Origin of the sequence: Streptomyces sp. R28 (assembly GCF_041052385.1) — a bacterium.
GTDB lineage: Bacteria > Actinomycetota > Actinomycetes > Streptomycetales > Streptomycetaceae > Streptomyces.
In genome coordinates, this window is record NZ_CP163439.1 from 4,612,057 (window position 1) to 4,630,032 (window position 17,976).

Below are 17,976 nucleotides of genomic sequence, written 5' to 3' on the forward strand. Positions count from 1 at the left end.
TCCGCCCGGGCGTACCGGTCTGCCGCGGCCCCGCGACGGAAAAATGCTGCTCACCATGCCGGAAGCTCCCCCTGCCCCGCTCGACGTCACCACGGTCGCGTACCAACTCGCGCCACCCCGCCCCCTACGGCATGTTCAGCGCACGTTGGCGGTGATCGTGCCGTTCACGATCACCATGGAATACCGATCTATGAGGCACGTGCAAGGCGATGGACTGTTTCCACCAAAGCAGTGTGTCTGACGGGAGGCGGACGGGGCCGCCCGGGGAGCGATTGGAGCCAGGCCGATAAGCCGACGCGGCCCTTCAGACGGCAGATGTAGGCGAGGTGTTCGAACGTTGCAGCGGAGCGAGTCGGGCGCTGTGCGCTCGATGGCCAACGGTACGCCGCACGAGGAGGCCGGCGCGGTGCGCCGACTGCGTCACTGGCCAACGGTGCGAGGATGAAGGGCTGTTCGGAACGCGACGCCGGACCTTATACGGCTGCCGTGGGAGGGCCACACTCGCTGCGCGGTGGGGGTGCTTGCTTGTCCTGGCGTCTCGTCGGCAGTGGTGAGCGTTGGCGCTGACCGTGGACAGGGCGGAGAATTCGCTGCGTGGTGCGCCTGCCGCTGGCCGGCCGATGTTGCGCCGTGCCTGCCGACAGCGGTAACGCGCAAGACGGCCGCCTGGATCCGCCTCGGCTTACGTGCCTGGAACGCCGCTCAAGCCAGGTACGACGCCGACACCGCCGATGTCGCGGTGCTTCTGCCCAGCACCAATGGGCAGGTTATACGCGGCACCAACCACTTCTGCTGTTGCAACAGTGCGGACGCACCCTCATCGAGGGTGTGCAAAACGGTTGACCGACAGGCGAGATCCCGGAGTCACCGTGCCGGGCCAGGGCACGGTGAACGGGTGCAACGTCAGTTGCGGACGGCACGTACCAGCAGGTCGGTAAGGAGACGGATGTCGTTAGGTGTGTTTTGCAGGCCATTCCAACGACGCTGTTCGCCGTCGGCGAAGCGCCACATACCGGAGGTCCAGGCGGTAATGGGCATCAGCCCCAGGACGGCGTTGCGTACCTCGTCGCAGTCGACGGCTTCGGCAGGCATGCCGTCGGTGAGGGTGTCCATGACGAAACCCATGGCCTGGATGCCGACACCGTGGGTGAGGCGGGACTGGCGAGGCGGGAGTTTCCAAGCGTCGCTGAAGGTGTCCTTCACGATGTTCCAATACGCGCGCAGATGCTTCAGCATGCGCTCTACGTCGCCGGAGCCGTCTTCGGGGTTGCGGTATTGGTAGAGAGCGCCTTCGAAGAGGCTGTGTTCCAGCATTCGCAGCATGCTGGTGTCCTTGATGTTGCCGTGCGGTGAGGTGGGGCTGGCCACCCTGCCGTAGAAGGGGCCCTGGCCATCGGTGTTAAGGCGGATCATCAACTGGGCGGGCAGGCGCCGGCGGGCGTAGGCGGGGGGAAGCTGTCCGCTGGTTTCGGGCAGCAGTTCGTGGATGAGGCCCTTAGGCAACGGTTTGGTGGAGTTGACCAGGATGAACTGAGAGCGCTGGTCTTCTTGGTTGTCGGCGATGAACCCGACGGCGGCGACGGGGAATTCGGCCAGGTCCGCGTCGCGGATGGCGGCGCTGCGCTGCTGGCCATCCACAATCAAGGCGGGCTTGTCCTCGTCGGTAAGAGATTCATCCACCGGGATCACCAGCACGCCGGGGACTGAGTAGTCCACGCCGGCTTTCGGGCGGATGCCAGTTTCGAAGCGGACGGTGTCATCGAATGCCAGGACGAGCGCGTTGGGGAGCATGGCGTGGTCGGACTCGAGGTAACGGCGGATGCCGCGGATGTGGCTGAGAACCTCTGGCCGCTGGTAGCCCTGCAGTTCGCTGCTGTCGTTGCGGCGGACGCGGGAGACAGCGGCGAAACTGTGGATTTTCTTCCCGTCGACGGCAAAGCAGTAGATTTTTCGGTTGCCTTGGCGCACTTCAAGTGCGGGAAGCCTCAACTCGTATCGGTCGGCCATCACATCTCCTGGCAGGGTTGGAAAGAAAAGCTAGAAGGGGGTGCATTTACGCGAAGGTAAGTTGTCTTATCTTGGCTTCGAGTACGGCGAGATTATGGAATCCGCGGCGTTTATTACGCTCACTGCCGCGGAATATAGCGATTTCGATTCCATGTTTCTTGCACAGAGCGCAGGGGCAAGTGCGCCACGGGGCGTAACTTAGGGTGCGTTCGTAGTACTCAAGATAGCTTTTCTTTTTCGGGCCGAGCACGAGAGCTTCGTACGTTGCGAGGGCACTCATGACTTCTTCGAGTGCTGTTTCTTCTTGGTCGAATTCGCGCAGGGCGCGCAGGCAGGAGCGTTCGGCGACGATTGCCTCGGCTTGGGAGACGTGGCCGGAGAGGATGAGGCGCTTCAGGGCAGGGTTTCCGTCGACCTGGGGGACGCGGATGGCAGTGTAGGAGTCGGTGGCCGTGTGGTAGTTGTTGCGGTCGTCCATGAAGGCCTGGCGGAAGGCGGAAGTGCTGTCGAAGCTGGTCACGCCGTGGCGGGCGAACTGCTCCATGCTCTCGACACGGTTGATGCCGAGCAAGTGCAGTCCGGTTTCGGGAGTGCGCACTTCGTCGATGGCCCGCAGGCAGGCGAGGATCTCGTGGGACTTCAGTGGGACCATGCCACCGAGGGCAATGCGCCGGTATCCCATCTTCTGCAGCTCCGCGACGCTGTGGGCGTAGCTGTCGGGTCCCCATCCCTGGGCGGCACCAACTGGTTCGAAGCGGGCGCCTTGCGCGTGGGTTGCGGTGATGAAGTCCTCAGCAAGTTCGAGGGAGATCTCCTGGCGCTCCACCCACGCCGACTCGGGTTCCGCATCGGACTCTTCCGGGATGTATCCAAAAATGATGTGGTCGATACTGATGCCTGCGTCGAAACCGCAGCGGCCGTAGAAATCAAGGACTTCGTCTACCTCATACGGTGGGCGTTCTTCGTCGATGTAGTTAAAGGCGCCGCAGTCACCGATCGTCGAGCAGGTGTCGGGAAGGCGGAAGAAATTCCGCACGCCCAGACGGTAGAGCCGCTCGCGCTGTGGGGCAGAGTATTTCCCTGCCCCCTTCATGGATCCGTCGACAACCGCTTTGCTGACGAGGATCCCGTCGTAGGGGATCGGCGTCACGGCCTGGTGAGCGTACACGTCATCGCGCTGGCGCACTCGGTAGGGCGAGTACTCGTCGTTGATGAAGTCGTAGGTGGGGCTCACCAAGTCCTGGCTGTCAGGGAAATAGAATTTCACGCGGCTTTTGCCTTTTCCTGCACATAGATACGGAGGAGGTAGTTCGACAGGGTACTGATGTGGCGCGGGTTGTTCTGGAGTTCGTTCCAGGGGAGGTTCAGGTCGGGCCAACGTCCCTGGGTCCAGCGGCAATGAGGGGCGATCAGGGCGAGTTCGGCCCGTGCCTGTTCCACAGCGAGGGGCGATGCCGGATCGATGGCCATCATCACTCGGTCCATGAGGCGTCCCATGGAGCGGATGCCCACGCCGTGCATCAACCGCGACCGTGTCGGCGGGAGCCCCCACGCGGTGGGAAAGATGTCACGCACAGCACTCCAGTAGATGACGAGGATCTGGCGGATGGTGGCCGTGTCGACGGTGCCGTTGGACAGGTTCTTGTGCGGGAAGAAGACGCCTGCAGGGGAGTTGAGGGATTCCTGGATGGCCGTGGTGAGGCTGTTGTCTGTGACGACGGCGTCCGCTTTCTGCTCGGACGTGGTGGAGGGGCGGCGCACCAGGCCCCGGAACGGTGAATCCTTGTCGTGGTTGAGGGCTTCGACCAGGACGGAGGGGAGTTTGCGAGCGGAGAGTTTGGTGGGCAGGGCCGTGCCGACTTCCGGTAGGAGTTCGGTGACCAGGTTGGTGGGCAGCGGGGAGACAGTGTTCACGCGCAGGAACTGGTCTCGTTGGGTTTCGAGGTCTTCGGCAACGAATCCGGCAATAGTTACGGCCAGGCGGGTGTTACGGGTGCGTGCCAGTGCGAGGCTGCGCTGCTGGCCGTCGACGATCCAGGCGGGTCGCGGGGCATCGAGGGAATCGGGCACAGGGATCTCCAAGGTGCCCGACGTGCACAGACCGTCGCTGCTGCCCGGGCCCGGGCTGGACTTGAACCGCACGCTCGAGGGAAGCGCCAGGATCAGCCCGTTGGGAAAAAGCACCTCTTCCCCGTCGAGGTAGTCGAGGATCTGGCGTACGTGCTGCTTCTTCTCGGGCCGCTGGTAGCCGATCAGTTTGCCGGCTTCGTCTCGGGAGATCCGTGCCACGTCGGCGACCTGATGCACCTCTTCTGCTGCCAGAGTGAACACATACAGAGGGATCGTGGGGTGCTGCTCGATCCGCAGGGCCCGGCGCTTAAGCACAGTGGAGGTCATCGAGGGCCAATCGTTGAGGTATACAGGTCTGCGAAGCGCTTCTGCTCACAGGCCATCCCCTTGTCTCTCAGCAGGCGCAGCAGGCGGGTGCGCGAGTAGTCGGGGTAGCGGCCCTTCACATCTCTGATGAAGGCGATCACGGCCTGGTCCGACATCGGCTGTCGGGCATAGCGTTCCGTGCGGGCTACCTGGGACGACCATGTGCTCCAACGCTCCTTGGCAGTTGGGGTGATGAGGTGGCCCGGCGTGCAGTGCTCGAGCCAAGAGGCTGCCATGCGGACGTTCAAACTGGTCAGCGTTCCGCCCAGGGCCTGCCTGAGGGCGGCGTTGGCCGGCATGCGCACGATCCCGTCCACATCGCTGGCGCCGCCGATCAGTACCACGTCAGCTCCGGTGGCTGCCAGCGCGACAAGGTCGTTGTGCATGGCCTGGGCGTAGGTCTCGGACAGCACCACCAGTGCCTGTCCGGCAGTTGCCGCGATCTGGGGAAGATGACGGCTGGCCTCCATACGCTGCAACTGACCCCACCACTGGGCTGCCTGCGCGCTGGAGGATGCCACGGAATCTGCGTGTCGAGGCATAAAAGTGGCCGCATAGGACGGGGCGAGGCTGGAGACTGGTTGCAGGCCCAGGCCGGCCGAGGCCACGTACAGGCGAGGCGTAAACCCTGCCCCGGAGGCGGCTTTCGTGAGGGCCGCGGCGCGGCGCCATTGGTCTCCCTGGTACAGCTCCCCCAAAGCGGTCCGCCGGCCCGGTGCGGCGTGCAGACGCCGTGCCCATTCCGCCGCGCGTTGCCGGATGTCCGTGGCGGGCAGTTCACGCACGCGCAGGCCGGGTTCGGGGGGTGAGGTCTTCCGGTCTGTGCACGTGACCACGATGGGCAACTCGTTCACTACGGATCGACCTCTGACTTCCATAACTCGATTCTTGTTGTGGTTACTGTAGCCGGTAGTTAAGAGGGTAGGCTGCACTTGTCTCAACGGAGGCAACTGGACCTTAGGTTAGGGAGTGACAGCATGGACCGTCCCGCGATCGTGTTGCTGAGCGGCGGCCTGGACTCGACCACGGTGCTGGCCATCGCCAAGGACCAGGGCTTCACTCCCTACGCGCTCAGCTTCCGCTACGGGCAGCGACACTCCATCGAGTTGGAGGCGGCGCAGCACGTCGCAGAGGTCCAGGGGGTGGCCCGGCACGTCATCGCCGACATCGATCTGCGGGTCTTCGGCGGCTCTGCTCTGACGGCCGACATCGAAGTGCCCAAGCATGAGTCCCTCACTGACGTGGAGGATGCGGGGGTACCGATCACCTACGTGCCGGCCCGCAACACGATCTTCCTGTCGTTCGCGTTGGCGTTTGCCGAGACCGTCGGCGCCAGCGACATCTTCACCGGGGTCACGGCGGTGGACTACAGCGGCTACCCCGACTGCCGCCCCGAATACATGGAGGCCTTCGCCACCATGGCCAACCTGGCGACGCGAGCCGGCGTCGAAGGCACCTCCAAGATCACGCTGCACTCCCCCCTGATCGCCCTGTCCAAGGCCGACATCGTCCGCGAAGGGCTGCGTCTAGGCGTGGACTACTCCCTCACCTCATCCTGCTACGACCCCGACGAGCAGGGGCGGGCATGCGGCCGGTGCGACACCTGCCTGCTGCGGCTGAAAGGCTTCGCCGAAGCTGGCGTCAAGGACCCCGTCCGGTACCAGAACGCCTGAGCATGACCTACCTGATCAAAGAAATTTTCTACACGCTGCAGGGAGAAGGCGGCCACGCCGGCCGCCCCGCGGTCTTTTGCCGGTTTTCCCGTTGCAACCTGTGGACCGGCCGGGAACGCGACCGCTCCCGTGCCATTTGCCAGTTTTGTGACACCGACTTCGTCGGCACCGACGGCGAAGGCGGCGGCCGCTTCCGCACGGCTCAGGAGTTGGCCGAAGCCGTCGAGGCCGCCTGGCCCACCGCTGATCAAGCCCACCGGTTTGTGGTGTGCACGGGCGGAGAACCGCTGCTTCAACTGGACGAGGCCGCCATCGACGCCCTCCACGAGCGCGGCTTCGAGATCGCCGTGGAAACCAACGGCACCCGCCCGCCCCCCCGTGGCATCGACTGGCTGTGCGTCAGCCCGAAGATCGGCTCCACCCTGGCCCTCACGAGCGGCGACGAACTCAAACTCGTCTACCCTCAGGCCGGTGGCGACCCCGCCCAGTTCGAGGGGCTGGACTTTCGCCACTTTAGGCTGCAACCGCTGGATGATGCCGACCGCGAGGCCCACACTCGTGCCGCCGTCGAGTACTGCATGAAGAACCCGCGCTGGACGCTTTCCCTCCAGACGCACAAGTATCTGGGAATTCAGTAATGGAAATCTTTCGCGAGTTCGCCTTCGAGGCAGCCCACCGCCTGCCGCGCGTGCCGGAGGGCCACAAGTGTGCCCGCCTGCACGGCCACTCCTACAAGGTCACCGTGCACGTGGAAGCGCCCGTCGACGTGGAGGCGGGGTGGGTGATGGACTTCGGCGACATCAAGCGGGCGTTTAAGCCTATTGATGCGCAGCTCGACCATTATTACCTGAACGATATCGAAGGCCTCGACAACCCCACCAGCGAGAACCTGGCCCGCTGGATCTGGGACCGGATGATCACCGAGCTTCCCAGCTTGTCCGCGATCACCGTACGCGAAACCTGCACCTCCGGTTGCACCTACCGAGGCGAGTGACGGCATGCACGACATCCAAAACGAGCCCGACGGCCGCGGTATCCCTATCGACGAGGTCGGCATCAGCGGCCTGCGCTACCCCATCACCTTCGATGATGGCCACACCCGCCAGCACGGCATCGCCGACATCGCCGTCACCGTCCGCCTGCAGGCCGACCGGCGCGGCACCCACATGAGCCGCATGATCGCCCTCGTCCACGAGGACGTAGCGACCCTCACCCCGCAGGAGTTGCCCATCGCTCTCAAGCGCGGGCTGACCTTGCTGGACGCCCCGGCTCTCACGCTCACATGCTCACTACCCGTCGCCACCACCGTGACTGCTCCCGCCAGCGGCCAGGAGTCCTGGCAGACACACGAGCTCACGGTTACCGGTCACATCGATGACTCTGGATGCACCGTCACCACGGCAGTGGCCAGCCACGTCACCAGTTTGTGCCCCTGCTCCAAGGCCATCTCCGACTACGGCGCCCACAATCAGCGCAGCGAGATCACCCTCGAGGTCACCGGCGCCGCTGACACTCCCTACCCCCTGCACGTTCACGAGATGGTCACCCTGCTGCGCAGCGCCGGTTCCGCCCCCGTCATCCCCCTTATCAAGCGCCCCGACGAACGTGTCGTGACTATGCAGGCCTATGACCACCCCGTCTTTGTCGAAGACATCGTCCGTGACATAAGCCTTACCTGTCGGCAAAAAGGCCTTACGCATACCATCCGCGCGAAGAACCTGGAAAGCATCCACAGCCACGACGCCATCGCCACCCTCACTTACAACCACCCCTGACCCACCACTGGCGGTGCCAGCCCCCTACCACAAAACGATCAAGGCGGCGGCTCACCGTCCGGGTCGCACCAACCAGCGGTCTGGCCAACGCCAAGGAGGGCTGAACCCTACGACCGTTGGAGTCGAGAGTCTTGGCCAGGAGCGGCGCCAACTCCCCCAGGTGGGCGCTGAGTTGACCTACTCAGCGGTAACTCGCTAACGTCGCAGTAACGTTAAGGGGCCCCACCGTGGCATGCCATGGTGGGGCCCCTTTTTGTCCTCTTCTGCACAAGCGGTGGAGGTGAGTGGGGGCGTCGCCGTCATCAGGTTCCTAGGCCACGAAAGCGGCGACGCCCCACCGCGAAGGGGGTTACCCATGAACCACCAGCATGACATGTCTGCCACCGAGAGCCAGAAGGACGGCCTGGTCACTTCCGAGGTTCAACTCGCAGGCACGCCCCGATGCGTGCGCGTGACCATCGGCAAGCACTTCAACCTGTTCGTGTCCCTGTCGGTCTCGCCTGGCTTCCTCACGCTCCTGGCCGTTGCCGTTGGTGTCGCGGGTGGGAACTACTGGTTCCTGTTCTGAACTTCTCGGCCTGCTCTACCTGTCCATGGCCTGGCGCAGTGATCAGCGCCAGGCCATGGACCACTTGTGAACGGGGCGAACTCAGCGAATTGCGATAGAGCCTGTAACCAGCGCCGTTCCATGAGGCAGAAGCAGCCTCCGGAGCCGGGGACGGAGTTGGCCATCCGCCGCCGGGCCAGAACTTCTGGGCGAGGGGACTTCCTCAAAGCACGGTTCGGAGTCACCCGCGTGACGGCGGGCGAGGGGCACTGCGGGGAACGGACATGCCAGATGTTGCATCTCGCGGAGTCGGGCTACTACGCCTGGAGTGAGCGGTGCCCTCGACCGCACGGTGCGGCTCGCCTGGCTGACCAAGGTTCTTCTCGGCATTCATGCCGCCTCAGGCGGCATCTACGCTCGCCGACTGGACCGCGGCGCACCTCGGAGTTGTTCTTGACGTCGTCCGCCGCAGCGACGATGTCACAGGCTTTCAGGTCCTGCCCAACCGTTGGGCGTGGAAAGATCCTTTGCCTGGTTCCTGCGCAGCCGGCGTCTGGTCCGTGACTACGAGCGGCGCACCGACACCAGCGAGACCTTCATCCTGTGGTCGATGACCACGCTCATGACCAGCCGCCTGGCCGCCCAGCATCAGCAGCGTCCTGCTCCGGCGCGGACAGCGTGAACTTGCCCGGTTTTCCTCGACCAGCCAGCCCCGTTCCACCAGCCGCTTCAGCCGGGCCCTCGCTCCCTCGACGCGAGAGGCGGACGCGCTGTCCCAGCCCAGCACCACCGCTGCCCGCCGGGCACCCAGCCCGTCGCCGCCCGCCTCCCCAGCGGCGGCCACCAACGCCTGGTAGTCCACCGACAAACCCTCGACCCCGGCCGCGTTCTGCCGGTGCGGCACCGCCCGGCGCGGTCCCCCCGGCTTCCTCAGCGACACCCCCTCGCCCGCCGCCGCGGGCGCAGCCTCCTCGGCCACCGCCTCCAGATACTGCTCCAGGCCGATCACCCGGCACCTGAGCACCTCTTCCGCGTCGGACAGGGACGCCCGCACCCGCTCCAGCTCGGCCGGGCGCTGGTGGGCGAGGTTGCCGATCGCTGGCGCAGCGCGGTGAAGTCGGCCTGCGCGGCCTCGACGGCTTCGGGATACGCCTGGGCCTTCTTGTGTTCCGCGAGGGCGCGGTAGATGCTGGCGACGGAGGGGCTGTGTCCCTTGCGTTTGCCGGTGGGGATGATCAGGTCGGGCTGAATCCGCTCCACGGACTCGCCGAGCGCGCGGCGAGGACGGTGTGCAGCATGTCCTCGGTGAGTCGGCATCACGCCCGACAGACTATGGACCCGCTCTGCCTCGCGAGAGCACATGCGGCAGGTGGTCCGCAGGGGCCCTCACGCCACGCGCAGGTGCCGATCTCGGCGCGGGGGCTCCTCGTCTTTCGTGGCGGGCGGTTCCGGCACGGCCTGGAGGGGGCCCGTCTCGGCGGTGTCCTCGGGCTTGCGGTTCAGCTTCGACCTGAGGCCGTTGAGCTTGCTCTTGATGTGCGGCGCGGCCTTCACGGCGACGGCACCGAGCGCGGCGACGGCGACGGTGGCGGCGACGCCGATCACCGCGCCGTTCGCGACGCCTTCCTGACGGCCTTCTTCCCTCGCCTCAGCCCTGATCTCGTCGAGTTGGGCGTCGGCCGGGTAGAGCACGGCGTGTCCAGCGAGCACGTTAGCGGCGTCCCGCAGGAGGGCGCTGATCCCCCCGGGACTGCTCGAATCCGAGAGGCTCGTCCCAGCCGGGCGTTCCACCACGAACACGTCTCGGATGGTCCCGGTCTCTTCGTCATAGGCCATGGGAGCACTGTAGGGGGCATCGCCTTTGCCGGGACGGGTATCCGCCAGGTGACCCTTGGCCGAGGTGCTCTTCTGCCGGCGGCGCTGCCGCACCACAATCTCGGACATGCGAGAAGAGGACCTCTACACCGAGCAGTACTTCGGCGACGAGCAGCAATCCGGCGCCGATGCGCCGCAGTGGGAGCAGCAGGCGTTGCCGGCGACGAGGCTGAACGTGCAGTACAGGAACCCGTACCTGGACTCCATGACGGCGAAGGTACTGCTGGGCGACTACTTCGACACCGGGCGTCTGCCGCCCGCGGAGGTCGTCGCGGCGGTACGGCACCAGTCGTGGAGGGACCTGGAGTACAAGGGGGGTTCGCTCAACGTCGTCGGTGACCGACTGTACGTCCTGTTCTTCCGGTCCGTGTGCTCGAAGCTGTCGTACGTCAAGGTCGGCCGGACGAAGAAGGAGGACAAAGCGCAGGTCCGGAAGCGGATCATGGCGCATGAGGGCGAGGCCAAGATCGCCCAGGCGGTCCTTTTCGACGCGTGGATCTCCCGTCCCTGCGTGTCGGCTGTCGCGTGGGAGAAGGGCGTCAAGGCGCACTTGAGTGCTGCGGCGAAGGAGGACATCATTCCGGTCGAGCAGGTGAAGGCGGAGTACTTCCGTGGCATCGCCTTCGGCGCTGCTGTCCGGGTGGCCCGGATGCAGGAAGACCGCAGCAGGGTTGTCTTCCTCGCACCGTGATGTCCGGTCCGGGGCGTCGTCTTGCGCTGCGTGTCCGACGGCTGCGGGGGCAGGTGTCTCTTGCGGTCGCCGCGCGCAGCGCGTCCTCTTCACGTTCCCGGCCTGCGGACTGCGTCCGGCAGTCGGGGAGTGTGGAAGGGATGCAGCGCGGTCGGGCGGTGCGGGCCCCGTAGGGGCCTTGATCAGCAGAAACAGGGCCAGTCATCGAACCAGCCTGCCGAAGGGCATCGTCCTGCTCACGACGCCAGAAGGCTGGCGTCACAGTGCCCTCACCGCGGCAGGGGGGATGCTCTGCGGGCATCTCGCCGACGTTCCGGTCACCGCTGGCCCAGCCGAGGCACGGGCCGCCGCGGCGACCATGGTGATAGGACTCGCACATGACTTCCACAAAGTACGCGTCAACGTGACCTGGGATCCGCCCCGGGAACCCGGGTCCTGGACCGCTCAGGTCACCATTGCCTCGACCTCGCCGAACGCCTGTGGTTAAACAACAAGCTAAGGCTTGGGAGCTCGTCGTCTCCTGAAGCTTGGGCCCCTCGGGAACCAGTCTCCCGGCGTAACAGTCGAGCGGTCTGAAGTGCCTTACGCTGAAGCCGCCGTGGCCGCGGTCTGCGCCCGCTCGTGTCCATCAGAACGCATTATGGGGCGCGGTTCACACAGCCCTGCAGACTTCCCGCGGACCCTGCGGTAGTGCCCGTGTATCGGCCCTGCGCGTCACCTTTATGTGGGCTGGCGGTACTGCAGGCGTCTGTCTTCAGGTTCCCGCTGAATCAACAGAGTTGAGTCAGCTGACCTGCCCTTTTCCTGTGATGCACATCGAGCAGCCGTCGCCAGTGGCTGATCAGGTTGCACTCGTTTGTGTGCTCCTGACCCTCTTGGGCAGACGGGGCAAACGCGGTCCCCCTAAGGTGTCGCCATGAGCCCGATCGATGGCCTCAATGCGTCCGCGGACTGGGTTGCCAAGGACATGGAGGCGATGCTCCGAGAGTGCGATGCTGTCATCGCGTCGAAGGACGAACACTTGGCCCGCCTGGCAGCGGGTATCGAGGCACTCCAGGCCGAGATGGATCAGATCAGCGCCGAACGGGCTCTGGCCGTTACTGACCGTGACAAGGCAGAGCAAGTCCTCGCAGCATTCCGGGCAGCCGTGGAAAAGGGGACAGGTCTGCGCCAGTCACGTGGGCACACCCAGACTCGACTGCGCGTCGTTCCTGACGCTCCCGAACCTGATGAAGCTGCTGCGCCCCACTCCGCGGCCGCAGCGACCGAGCAGCGAGAGGCCCCGGCTACCTCAGCTGCCGTCACATTGGAGCCTGAAGAAACGGCCGTCCGGATCACCGGCGAACGGTCGGTCGCAGTGATGAAGATCATCGCAGCTGAACCGGACCGGGGCTGGACCCCGAAGGACATCGCGGTGCGACTGGAGGGCCACGACGCCGGCCAGGAGCCGACTGCTCACGCTCGCGCGCGGGCCCTGCTGGATTCTCTTGCCCGGCGGAAGGTGCTGCACAAGCGGCGCGAAGGTGACGGCCGGCGGTGCGTGTTCCGGCTGGCCGCCGCTTGGGAGGCTGCTTAGACGAGCGCGTCCACATGAGCGACCGCCGCCCCACGCCCGGCCAAGGTGTAGAGGCCAGCGCCTAGGCGCGGGGCGGCGGTCTCCAGCGCGGCTTGGCCGCCACCCTTGACGCTAGCGGGTTTCTGCTCGCGCGAAGAGGAGTGCCCGGCCATTTTCCCTCTATCGGGAGAACGGACAGGCATGTCCTCTTCACACATTCATCCGAGGCAGTCAGCGCGGGGTAGATCCACGTTCCCCGTCGTCACGGCACGTCTCGGGCGGCAACGGCTGGTGGCGGACTCCGTTCTCGTCCTTTGGCCAGTCCACATGGCGGGGCCAAAGCATCTCGCCCAACGTCTCCTCAAGGCTGGCCACAGTGAGCAGGTCAGGCCATGTCGAGCCAGTGAGCACGTTAGTGATGACCTGTCGGTTGACCCCCGAGGCCGCGGCGAGCGCGTTGGCGCTCAGCCCCTTGCGTTCCATTGCTTCCGCGAGTGCCCGGGCGATGGCCTGGCCGACTTGGGCGGGGCGGTAACCGCCCATCATCGCGTACGGCCAGGCGCCGGCCATGGCGTACTCCCACGGCTTCTTTCCACGTCTTGTTCCTCCAGGCACGCGACCAGTGTGACGGACGGTGCACCGACATGCGCACCTCGCCCATGGATGCTATTCAAGCAGCAGGAAGCTGGTGTAGTCAGGCCTATGTCCGCGACCAGAACGGTTCGACATTTGATTGCTCAACGAAGTGGAGGTGAGGGGCCGTGACGACGGGGCGTTCCCTGCTGGCGGCCGACGAGAAGCTGATGCCCACGCGCAAGATGCGAGCCGATCAGCAGGTAGCCGTGATCAAGGCGGCGTGCATGTCGACGGCGCCCGTGGGTGCTGCCCAACTGGCGGAGGCCACCGGGTTTTCCGCGAAGAACTGCGGGCTAGTCCCCGTGTTCGCCGTCAATACAGGGCTGCTGGTCAAGGCGCACCGGCAGACGATGTATCTCCCGAGCCGGAAAGGCCGTGCAGTGGCACGCGCCTTCGCCAGGAGCGAGGAAGCGGGGCTGGAGGCCCTGCGTGGCGTGTGGCGGGGGCAGTGGTTCGGGCGCGCCATGCGGGAGCGGTTGGGGCACGGCCCCGTCACACGCGAGGGCCTGGTCGCCAAGCTACTTCTGGCCGCGCGGGCCACTGAGAATCGGATCCGGCAGGCACACGTTCTTCTGGATCTTCTGGTGTCCGTGGGCATGGTGGTGCCCGGCGACGACGGACTTCTGAACTGGTACGACGGCGCCGCCTACGTCCCAGAGGAGCGATCAGATCCCAAGGCCGCCGACGTGGCATTCACCGAGGTGCCGGAAGTGCCCGGACCACAGGGCACGCCCGCCAGCAATGCCCCAGACGAGGAAGCCCCCCTGCCCGGCACGTCCTCGAGCGAGCCGGAACTTCCATTTACAGGGGATACCGGGCTGGGCACGACCGGGGAGCGGGACTCGGACAGGTACAAGGCCGCCACGGTTCCGGCCCCACGACGCTTCTCCGCGACCGGCCCGCATCCCGGATCCGCGGTCGCGGATGACGATCTACTCGCATTGCTACTCCCGCCGGTGCTTCTGGCGGATCTGACCCGTCTGACAGAGGAGGAAGTGATCGCTCTGCACGGCCACTTGCGTGCGGTGGCCTCACTCACCGCGAAACTCCGGGGGCGCCCCGTCTCATAAGCCTCCCCAAAAAGAACGGTCCGGCAGCGCCCACTATCCCTTGGCCGGGTTGGTGCTGCCGGACCTCCACCGTCACCACGACCGGCGCGGCGAGGCCGCGTAGGAAGGGGCTTCGGCATGCCCTCACACAAGGCGAGGAACAGCGTCCACCGTAGCGCGCCCGCGCCCCACAGCGCGTGTGATTCACCCGCCCGGAACCCGCTCACCCCGGCAGCCCACCGTGACTAGGGCAACGATCAAAGAGGCACTCCTGGAAGTCAGCCGACTCTGGCTGCACAAGGCCGCCGCAGGCGAGATGAGCATCGAGACCGTCGATCTATACATCCAGGTCAGCGAACGCTTCCACCGCTACGCCGACGCCCATCACATCAGCCGTATGGACGATGTCACCCGAGACCTGACGGAGACGTTCATCTCCGCCCCCGGCCGCGACCGCCGCAACAACATCACCCTGGTCCCTGGGAACAGCACCCGCCGCCAGCGCCGCTCCGCGATCGCCTCCCTCTTCGCGCACGCCCGAGCCCTGGATATGACCAGGGCGGCACCGCTCCTCGACTCTCCGCCGATCAAGCGCGCCCCTCGTAACTCCGGCGCCGGACTCACCAGACGGGACATCGAGAACCTGCAGTTCCACGCCGAGCGCGGCATGCCCGCAACCCGGCACGCCGCCCTCCTCGCGCTCCTCCTTGCGGGACTGAACAGTGCGGAGACCGCAGCAGCCACCACCACCGACCTCGACCTGCCTGCAGCCGAAGTCAGCACCGCTGGCGGCACCCGCACCCACCCCCGCACCTGCCCACTCAATGAGTGGGGCGTCTACGTCCTGGGCTTGCGCGCCGCCCGCCTCGAGCGCACCGGGCACGGTCCGCACCGGCTGGTCACCAGCACGAAATCCTCGCGGTACGGCGCCCAGGCCAGTGTCGGCGCTGGCTTCAACGACATCGCCCGCAATGCCGGACTCGCCACCCGTAAGCGCAAGGTCGAGCCCCGCGACATCACCCGCTACGTCGCCCGGCAGGTCCTGCACCAGACCGGCCAGTTGTCTGAGGTCGCTCGCCGCCTGGGCCTGTCCTCCCTTGATGCCGCGGCCGGCCTGGCCGGCCTCGCCTGGCAGAACGGGAAGGCCTCCCCGTGAGTCGACGCAAGGTAACGGCGGCCAAACGGCCCGTCACAGCCGAGGCAAAAGGGCAGAGGGACCAGCGCACGTACATCTACGGCGCCATCCCCGACGACGCCTTCGGCGCCAAGACCGACCGGCCGCCGCCCAAAGGCCCCGAAGCCCCTCCGCTCGCCCAGGACGAACGATTCGAGTACCTGGTGAACAATCCGGACCTCTATACCGCCGCCACCGCACTGCCCGGCCCGAAGAAGGTCGGGCGCCCCGCCCACTACCCGCCCGTCGTCTATCTGATCTTCCTCTGCTCAATCTCACTGTTCGGCTCTGCCCGCTCCACCGCCAGCCACCTCCAGCGCCCTCTTTGGTGGGAAGCCGTACGCCGAGCAGTCCGGGCCCACCAAGGAGACGAAGCAGCCGACGCCCTCAGGCCCACCGGGCCCTCCCGCAGCAACTGGAACCACTACTTTCACAAGCACCTCAAACCTGCCCACGGAACGGTCCGCGACATCAGCCGCGACCTGTGGATTCAACAGGCCCTCGACCACGGAATGATGAAGGAGTCCGGCAAGCGCACCAGCCGCATCTACCCCGAGCGCCAACAGGTCCTGCACGGCGACGCCACCGTCGCCGCCCCACCCTCTTCCCACACCGAGCACGAGACCGTAGACGAAACCACCGGTGAGATTCGAACCCACCGAGTCGACGAAGACGCTGGCGTCACAACAGAAGGCGGCGGCAGGCAGGTCTACGGCAACAAATTCCTCTCCGTGGGCGTCCGCCTTGCCAACCGGGCCCACAGCCGCGTGATCCTGGCGCTGGAATCCATCCGCCACAGATCCCAAGAAGAAGACCCGGAACGGGAAGCCGAAGGCGCCGCCTTCGTCGGGCTGGTCAAGCACATCCTCACCCGTGCTCCAGGCCTACGAGCCGCCACCTACGACGCGGCCCTCCGCGGCACCCACCGCGCCCCTTTGATCGCCGAAGGCCTGCTTGTTTTCACCCCCCAGCACTCAGGCCTCCCACCACAGTCCCTGGAGCGCTACCAGGACGGTCCCTGCAAACACGATCTCTACGTCGCCGAGGCCCGGGTCTGTGAACGCCACATCACCGTCGATGGGCAGACCCACTACACGCCGCTCCCCGTCGAGGAACTCGAGTGCCGCCAGGGAAAGCGGACCCGCTACTACCACCGCCTAACCATCCCGTGCCGCGCCAAAGACCACACGCTCCGCATCCCGGTCGATGAAACGGAAGATGACCGCCAGATCGATCCCACCACAGGCAAGAAACGCTTCAACCGCACCGAACATCTCCGGCAGGTCCCGCCCGACACACCCGCAGGCCGCCGCCTCAAAGGGTTCCGCCAGGACAGCGAATCCACACATTCACGATTCGACCAGAGCTACCCACATAAAAGGGTCCCCGCGTACGGAGCCAATGGGGCCCTCCTCATCTACATCGGCTATGCCTGGCTGAACAACTCCGTCACACGGGTCATGCACCCCCAGGCGGCTGCTCTTGTCACCTGAAACCGCGCCTCACCCGGGCCCGTCTGCTCAGCACACGCTCCGGTGCCCCAACCCCCACAACCCAGGAGCCAGTGATCAGACACCGACGCCGATCTCACCTGACCCGCTACACTGTCGGCGGTGGCCCAGACCTCACCGGTCTGTCCGCCCTGTCGGCAGCAGGCCTGAAGCCCATCGCCATTCGCGCCGGGTTTTAGACACGTTTTCCGACAGATCCCTGCCTTCGTAGCTCAGGGGATAGAGCACCGCTCTCCTAAAGCGGGTGTCGCAGGTTCGAATCCTGCCGGGGGCACAGACTGCGCAGCAGGTCAGAGGGTTACAGGCCCCTCGTTCTATTCGAACGGGGGGCCTCTCTCATGATCGAATGCCACATGGATGCCACATCCCCACGCGATCATGCACAAGCCTCACCCATCTATAGAACCCAAGGGCCCTCCAGGGGCTTCGTGCGCTCAAGGCCGCTGAACCGCGCCGGGTGCATAGTGCACCAACGGTTGCGCCTGGCTGTTGTGCTGTCAGGTCCGGACTGGTCCGGGGCTTTCGGGAGCCGGTCAGCGGGCCGGGCGCCGGGTGGAGCGCCAGATGGAGCGGGCCGCCAGGTAGAGCAGATCGACGATGAGAAGCAGTACGCCGATGGACATCAGGTAGGACATGCCGTCGACGGCCGCGCCGATGGCGACCAGAGCGATTCCGGCGATGAGCAGGATCAGGAAGAGGACCATGACGGGATGCCTCCTGAAGGAACCGTGCGAGATCTGCGTGTTCTCTCGGCTACGGCAGGACACGCTGTGCCTGTGCTCGATGTCGCGTCGGCCGAGGGGTGATACGTGACGGCCCCGGCGCACAAGGCCGCCACCAGGGTGGTGGCGGCCTCCGCCGACGGCGTGCCCCACCGACCCCAGGGTTCTCAGGATGATGCCGACGACAACCAAGGAAGGTGTCTTCGCGCACGCCGTCAGCGAAGCGAGTGCGCCAGGCAGCGTGCTGTCGGTTTGATCCTCCGTGTGCCAGAGCGCTCGGGTTCCAGGAATTCGGGACACCTCGCGGCCGGTACCCCCATGAGGC

At 65.8% G+C, this 17,976-nt stretch carries 18 protein-coding genes, 1 tRNA gene and 2 pseudogenes; 12 read left to right on the top strand and 9 right to left on the bottom strand.

Translation table 11 applies throughout. The annotated features are described in order from the left end of the window. Positions 1-903: 903 nt before the first annotated feature. Genes dbpB (AB5J49_RS20265) through AB5J49_RS20280 form a run of 4 tightly spaced genes read right to left on the bottom strand, consistent with a single transcriptional unit; the run spans position 904 to position 5,297 of the window. The gene (gene dbpB, locus AB5J49_RS20265; RefSeq protein ID WP_042176389.1) at positions 904-2,007 is read right to left on the bottom strand and encodes a DGQHR domain-containing protein DpdB; all 1,104 of its coding nucleotides are present in this window, start codon (positions 2,005-2,007) and stop codon (positions 904-906) included. 46 nt (positions 2,008-2,053) lie between these two features. After that, positions 2,054-3,274, bottom strand: coding sequence for a tRNA-guanine transglycosylase DpdA (gene dpdA / locus AB5J49_RS20270; RefSeq protein WP_320590717.1), 1,221 nt, complete (start codon positions 3,272-3,274; stop codon positions 2,054-2,056). Further along, on the bottom strand, positions 3,271-4,404 hold the full coding sequence (gene dbpB, locus AB5J49_RS20275) for a DGQHR domain-containing protein DpdB (RefSeq protein WP_042176394.1): 1,134 nt from the start codon (positions 4,402-4,404) through the stop codon (positions 3,271-3,273). The genes dpdA and dbpB (AB5J49_RS20275) overlap by 4 nt, the downstream gene beginning before the upstream one ends. Then, positions 4,401-5,297 carry a hypothetical protein gene (locus tag AB5J49_RS20280; protein ID WP_042176395.1) on the bottom strand — a complete coding sequence of 299 codons (897 nt, stop codon included), beginning with the start codon at positions 5,295-5,297 and terminating at the stop codon, positions 4,401-4,403. Before AB5J49_RS20280 ends, dbpB (AB5J49_RS20275) begins: the two co-directional genes overlap by 4 nt. A gap of 123 nt (positions 5,298-5,420) precedes the next feature. Here AB5J49_RS20280 and queC point away from each other — a divergent pair, with 123 nt between their 5' ends. From queC to AB5J49_RS20310, 6 genes and pseudogenes are all read left to right on the top strand, one after another. Continuing rightward, entirely contained in the window at positions 5,421-6,116 is a 696-nt protein-coding gene (queC, locus tag AB5J49_RS20285; protein ID WP_042176397.1) for a 7-cyano-7-deazaguanine synthase QueC, read from the top strand. Between the two features lie 2 nt (positions 6,117-6,118). Further along, complete coding sequence (queE, locus tag AB5J49_RS20290; protein WP_042176399.1) at positions 6,119-6,754, top strand: 7-carboxy-7-deazaguanine synthase; 636 nt, start codon at positions 6,119-6,121, stop codon at positions 6,752-6,754. Next, positions 6,754-7,110: a 6-carboxytetrahydropterin synthase QueD gene (queD, locus tag AB5J49_RS20295; RefSeq protein WP_042176402.1), complete on the top strand. Its 357-nt coding sequence runs from the start codon at positions 6,754-6,756 to the stop codon at positions 7,108-7,110. The genes queE and queD overlap by 1 nt, the downstream gene beginning before the upstream one ends. Before the next feature lie 4 nt (positions 7,111-7,114). Continuing rightward, entirely contained in the window at positions 7,115-7,891 is a 777-nt protein-coding gene (locus AB5J49_RS20300; protein ID WP_042176403.1) for a GTP cyclohydrolase I FolE2, read from the top strand. 373 nt (positions 7,892-8,264) lie between these two features. Next, the gene (locus AB5J49_RS20305; RefSeq protein ID WP_369170038.1) at positions 8,265-8,459 is read left to right on the top strand and encodes a hypothetical protein; all 195 of its coding nucleotides are present in this window, start codon (positions 8,265-8,267) and stop codon (positions 8,457-8,459) included. Between the two features lie 410 nt (positions 8,460-8,869). Further along, positions 8,870-9,120 (top strand): annotated as a pseudogene (locus AB5J49_RS20310) (transposase); the annotation flags it as partial. Here AB5J49_RS20310 and AB5J49_RS20315 read toward each other — a convergent pair. The 3 genes and pseudogenes from AB5J49_RS20315 to AB5J49_RS20325 form a co-directional block, all read right to left on the bottom strand. Further along, positions 9,059-9,534 (bottom strand): annotated as a pseudogene (locus AB5J49_RS20315) (hypothetical protein). The pseudogenes AB5J49_RS20310 and AB5J49_RS20315 overlap by 62 nt on opposite strands. Continuing rightward, positions 9,444-9,698, bottom strand: a complete 255-nt coding sequence (locus AB5J49_RS20320) for a hypothetical protein (RefSeq protein WP_320590716.1) — start codon at positions 9,696-9,698, stop codon at positions 9,444-9,446. Before AB5J49_RS20320 ends, AB5J49_RS20315 begins: the two are co-directional and overlap by 91 nt. Before the next feature lie 126 nt (positions 9,699-9,824). Next, positions 9,825-10,382, bottom strand: coding sequence for a hypothetical protein (locus AB5J49_RS20325; RefSeq protein ID WP_320590715.1), 558 nt, complete (start codon positions 10,380-10,382; stop codon positions 9,825-9,827). Between AB5J49_RS20325 and AB5J49_RS20330 the strand changes: the two genes are divergently transcribed. Both AB5J49_RS20330 and AB5J49_RS20335 read left to right on the top strand, forming a co-directional pair. After that, positions 10,381-11,004, top strand: coding sequence for a hypothetical protein (locus AB5J49_RS20330; protein ID WP_369170039.1), 624 nt, complete (start codon positions 10,381-10,383; stop codon positions 11,002-11,004). The two genes, AB5J49_RS20325 and AB5J49_RS20330, sit on opposite strands and share 2 nt — an antisense overlap. A 916-nt stretch (positions 11,005-11,920) precedes the next feature. Further along, the gene (locus tag AB5J49_RS20335; protein ID WP_320590713.1) at positions 11,921-12,580 is read left to right on the top strand and encodes a hypothetical protein; all 660 of its coding nucleotides are present in this window, start codon (positions 11,921-11,923) and stop codon (positions 12,578-12,580) included. Between the two features lie 210 nt (positions 12,581-12,790). Here the strand turns inward: AB5J49_RS20335 and AB5J49_RS20340 are convergent, their stop codons facing one another. Then, positions 12,791-13,129 carry a helix-turn-helix domain-containing protein gene (locus tag AB5J49_RS20340; protein WP_042162974.1) on the bottom strand — a complete coding sequence of 113 codons (339 nt, stop codon included), beginning with the start codon at positions 13,127-13,129 and terminating at the stop codon, positions 12,791-12,793. Positions 13,130-13,320: 191 nt separating this feature from the next. Between AB5J49_RS20340 and AB5J49_RS20345 the strand changes: the two genes are divergently transcribed. The 4 genes from AB5J49_RS20345 (at position 13,321) to AB5J49_RS20360 (ending at position 17,203) form a co-directional block, all read left to right on the top strand. Continuing rightward, a complete protein-coding gene (locus tag AB5J49_RS20345) occupies positions 13,321-14,265 on the top strand; it encodes a hypothetical protein (RefSeq protein ID WP_369170040.1) in 945 nt (314 codons plus the stop codon). Between the two features lie 220 nt (positions 14,266-14,485). After that, positions 14,486-15,400, top strand: coding sequence for a hypothetical protein (locus tag AB5J49_RS20350; RefSeq protein WP_042177200.1), 915 nt, complete (start codon positions 14,486-14,488; stop codon positions 15,398-15,400). Then, complete coding sequence (locus tag AB5J49_RS20355; protein ID WP_369170041.1) at positions 15,397-16,911, top strand: hypothetical protein; 1,515 nt, start codon at positions 15,397-15,399, stop codon at positions 16,909-16,911. The genes AB5J49_RS20350 and AB5J49_RS20355 overlap by 4 nt, the downstream gene beginning before the upstream one ends. Before the next feature lie 219 nt (positions 16,912-17,130). After that, positions 17,131-17,203 (top strand) — tRNA-Arg (locus tag AB5J49_RS20360). Between the two features lie 259 nt (positions 17,204-17,462). Here AB5J49_RS20360 and AB5J49_RS20365 read toward each other — a convergent pair. Then, positions 17,463-17,633 carry a hypothetical protein gene (locus tag AB5J49_RS20365; RefSeq protein ID WP_369170042.1) on the bottom strand — a complete coding sequence of 57 codons (171 nt, stop codon included), beginning with the start codon at positions 17,631-17,633 and terminating at the stop codon, positions 17,463-17,465. Positions 17,634-17,976: the final 343 nt, after the last annotated feature.

Coding starts and splice junctions, on each gene's coding strand:
- dbpB (WP_042176389.1), bottom strand. CDS start 2,007: ATGGCCGACCGATACGAGTTGAGGCTTCCCGCACTTGAAGTGCGCCAA.
- dbpB (WP_042176394.1), bottom strand. CDS start 4,404: ATGACCTCCACTGTGCTTAAGCGCCGGGCCCTGCGGATCGAGCAGCAC.
- queC (WP_042176397.1), top strand. CDS start 5,421: ATGGACCGTCCCGCGATCGTGTTGCTGAGCGGCGGCCTGGACTCGACC.
- queE (WP_042176399.1), top strand. CDS start 6,119: ATGACCTACCTGATCAAAGAAATTTTCTACACGCTGCAGGGAGAAGGC.
- queD (WP_042176402.1), top strand. CDS start 6,754: ATGGAAATCTTTCGCGAGTTCGCCTTCGAGGCAGCCCACCGCCTGCCG.
- AB5J49_RS20300 (WP_042176403.1), top strand. CDS start 7,115: ATGCACGACATCCAAAACGAGCCCGACGGCCGCGGTATCCCTATCGAC.
- AB5J49_RS20305 (WP_369170038.1), top strand. CDS start 8,265: ATGTCTGCCACCGAGAGCCAGAAGGACGGCCTGGTCACTTCCGAGGTT.
- AB5J49_RS20330 (WP_369170039.1), top strand. CDS start 10,381: ATGCGAGAAGAGGACCTCTACACCGAGCAGTACTTCGGCGACGAGCAG.
- AB5J49_RS20325 (WP_320590715.1), bottom strand. CDS start 10,382: ATGTCCGAGATTGTGGTGCGGCAGCGCCGCCGGCAGAAGAGCACCTCG.
- AB5J49_RS20335 (WP_320590713.1), top strand. CDS start 11,921: ATGAGCCCGATCGATGGCCTCAATGCGTCCGCGGACTGGGTTGCCAAG.
- AB5J49_RS20340 (WP_042162974.1), bottom strand. CDS start 13,129: ATGGCCGGCGCCTGGCCGTACGCGATGATGGGCGGTTACCGCCCCGCC.
- AB5J49_RS20365 (WP_369170042.1), bottom strand. CDS start 17,633: ATGGTCCTCTTCCTGATCCTGCTCATCGCCGGAATCGCTCTGGTCGCC.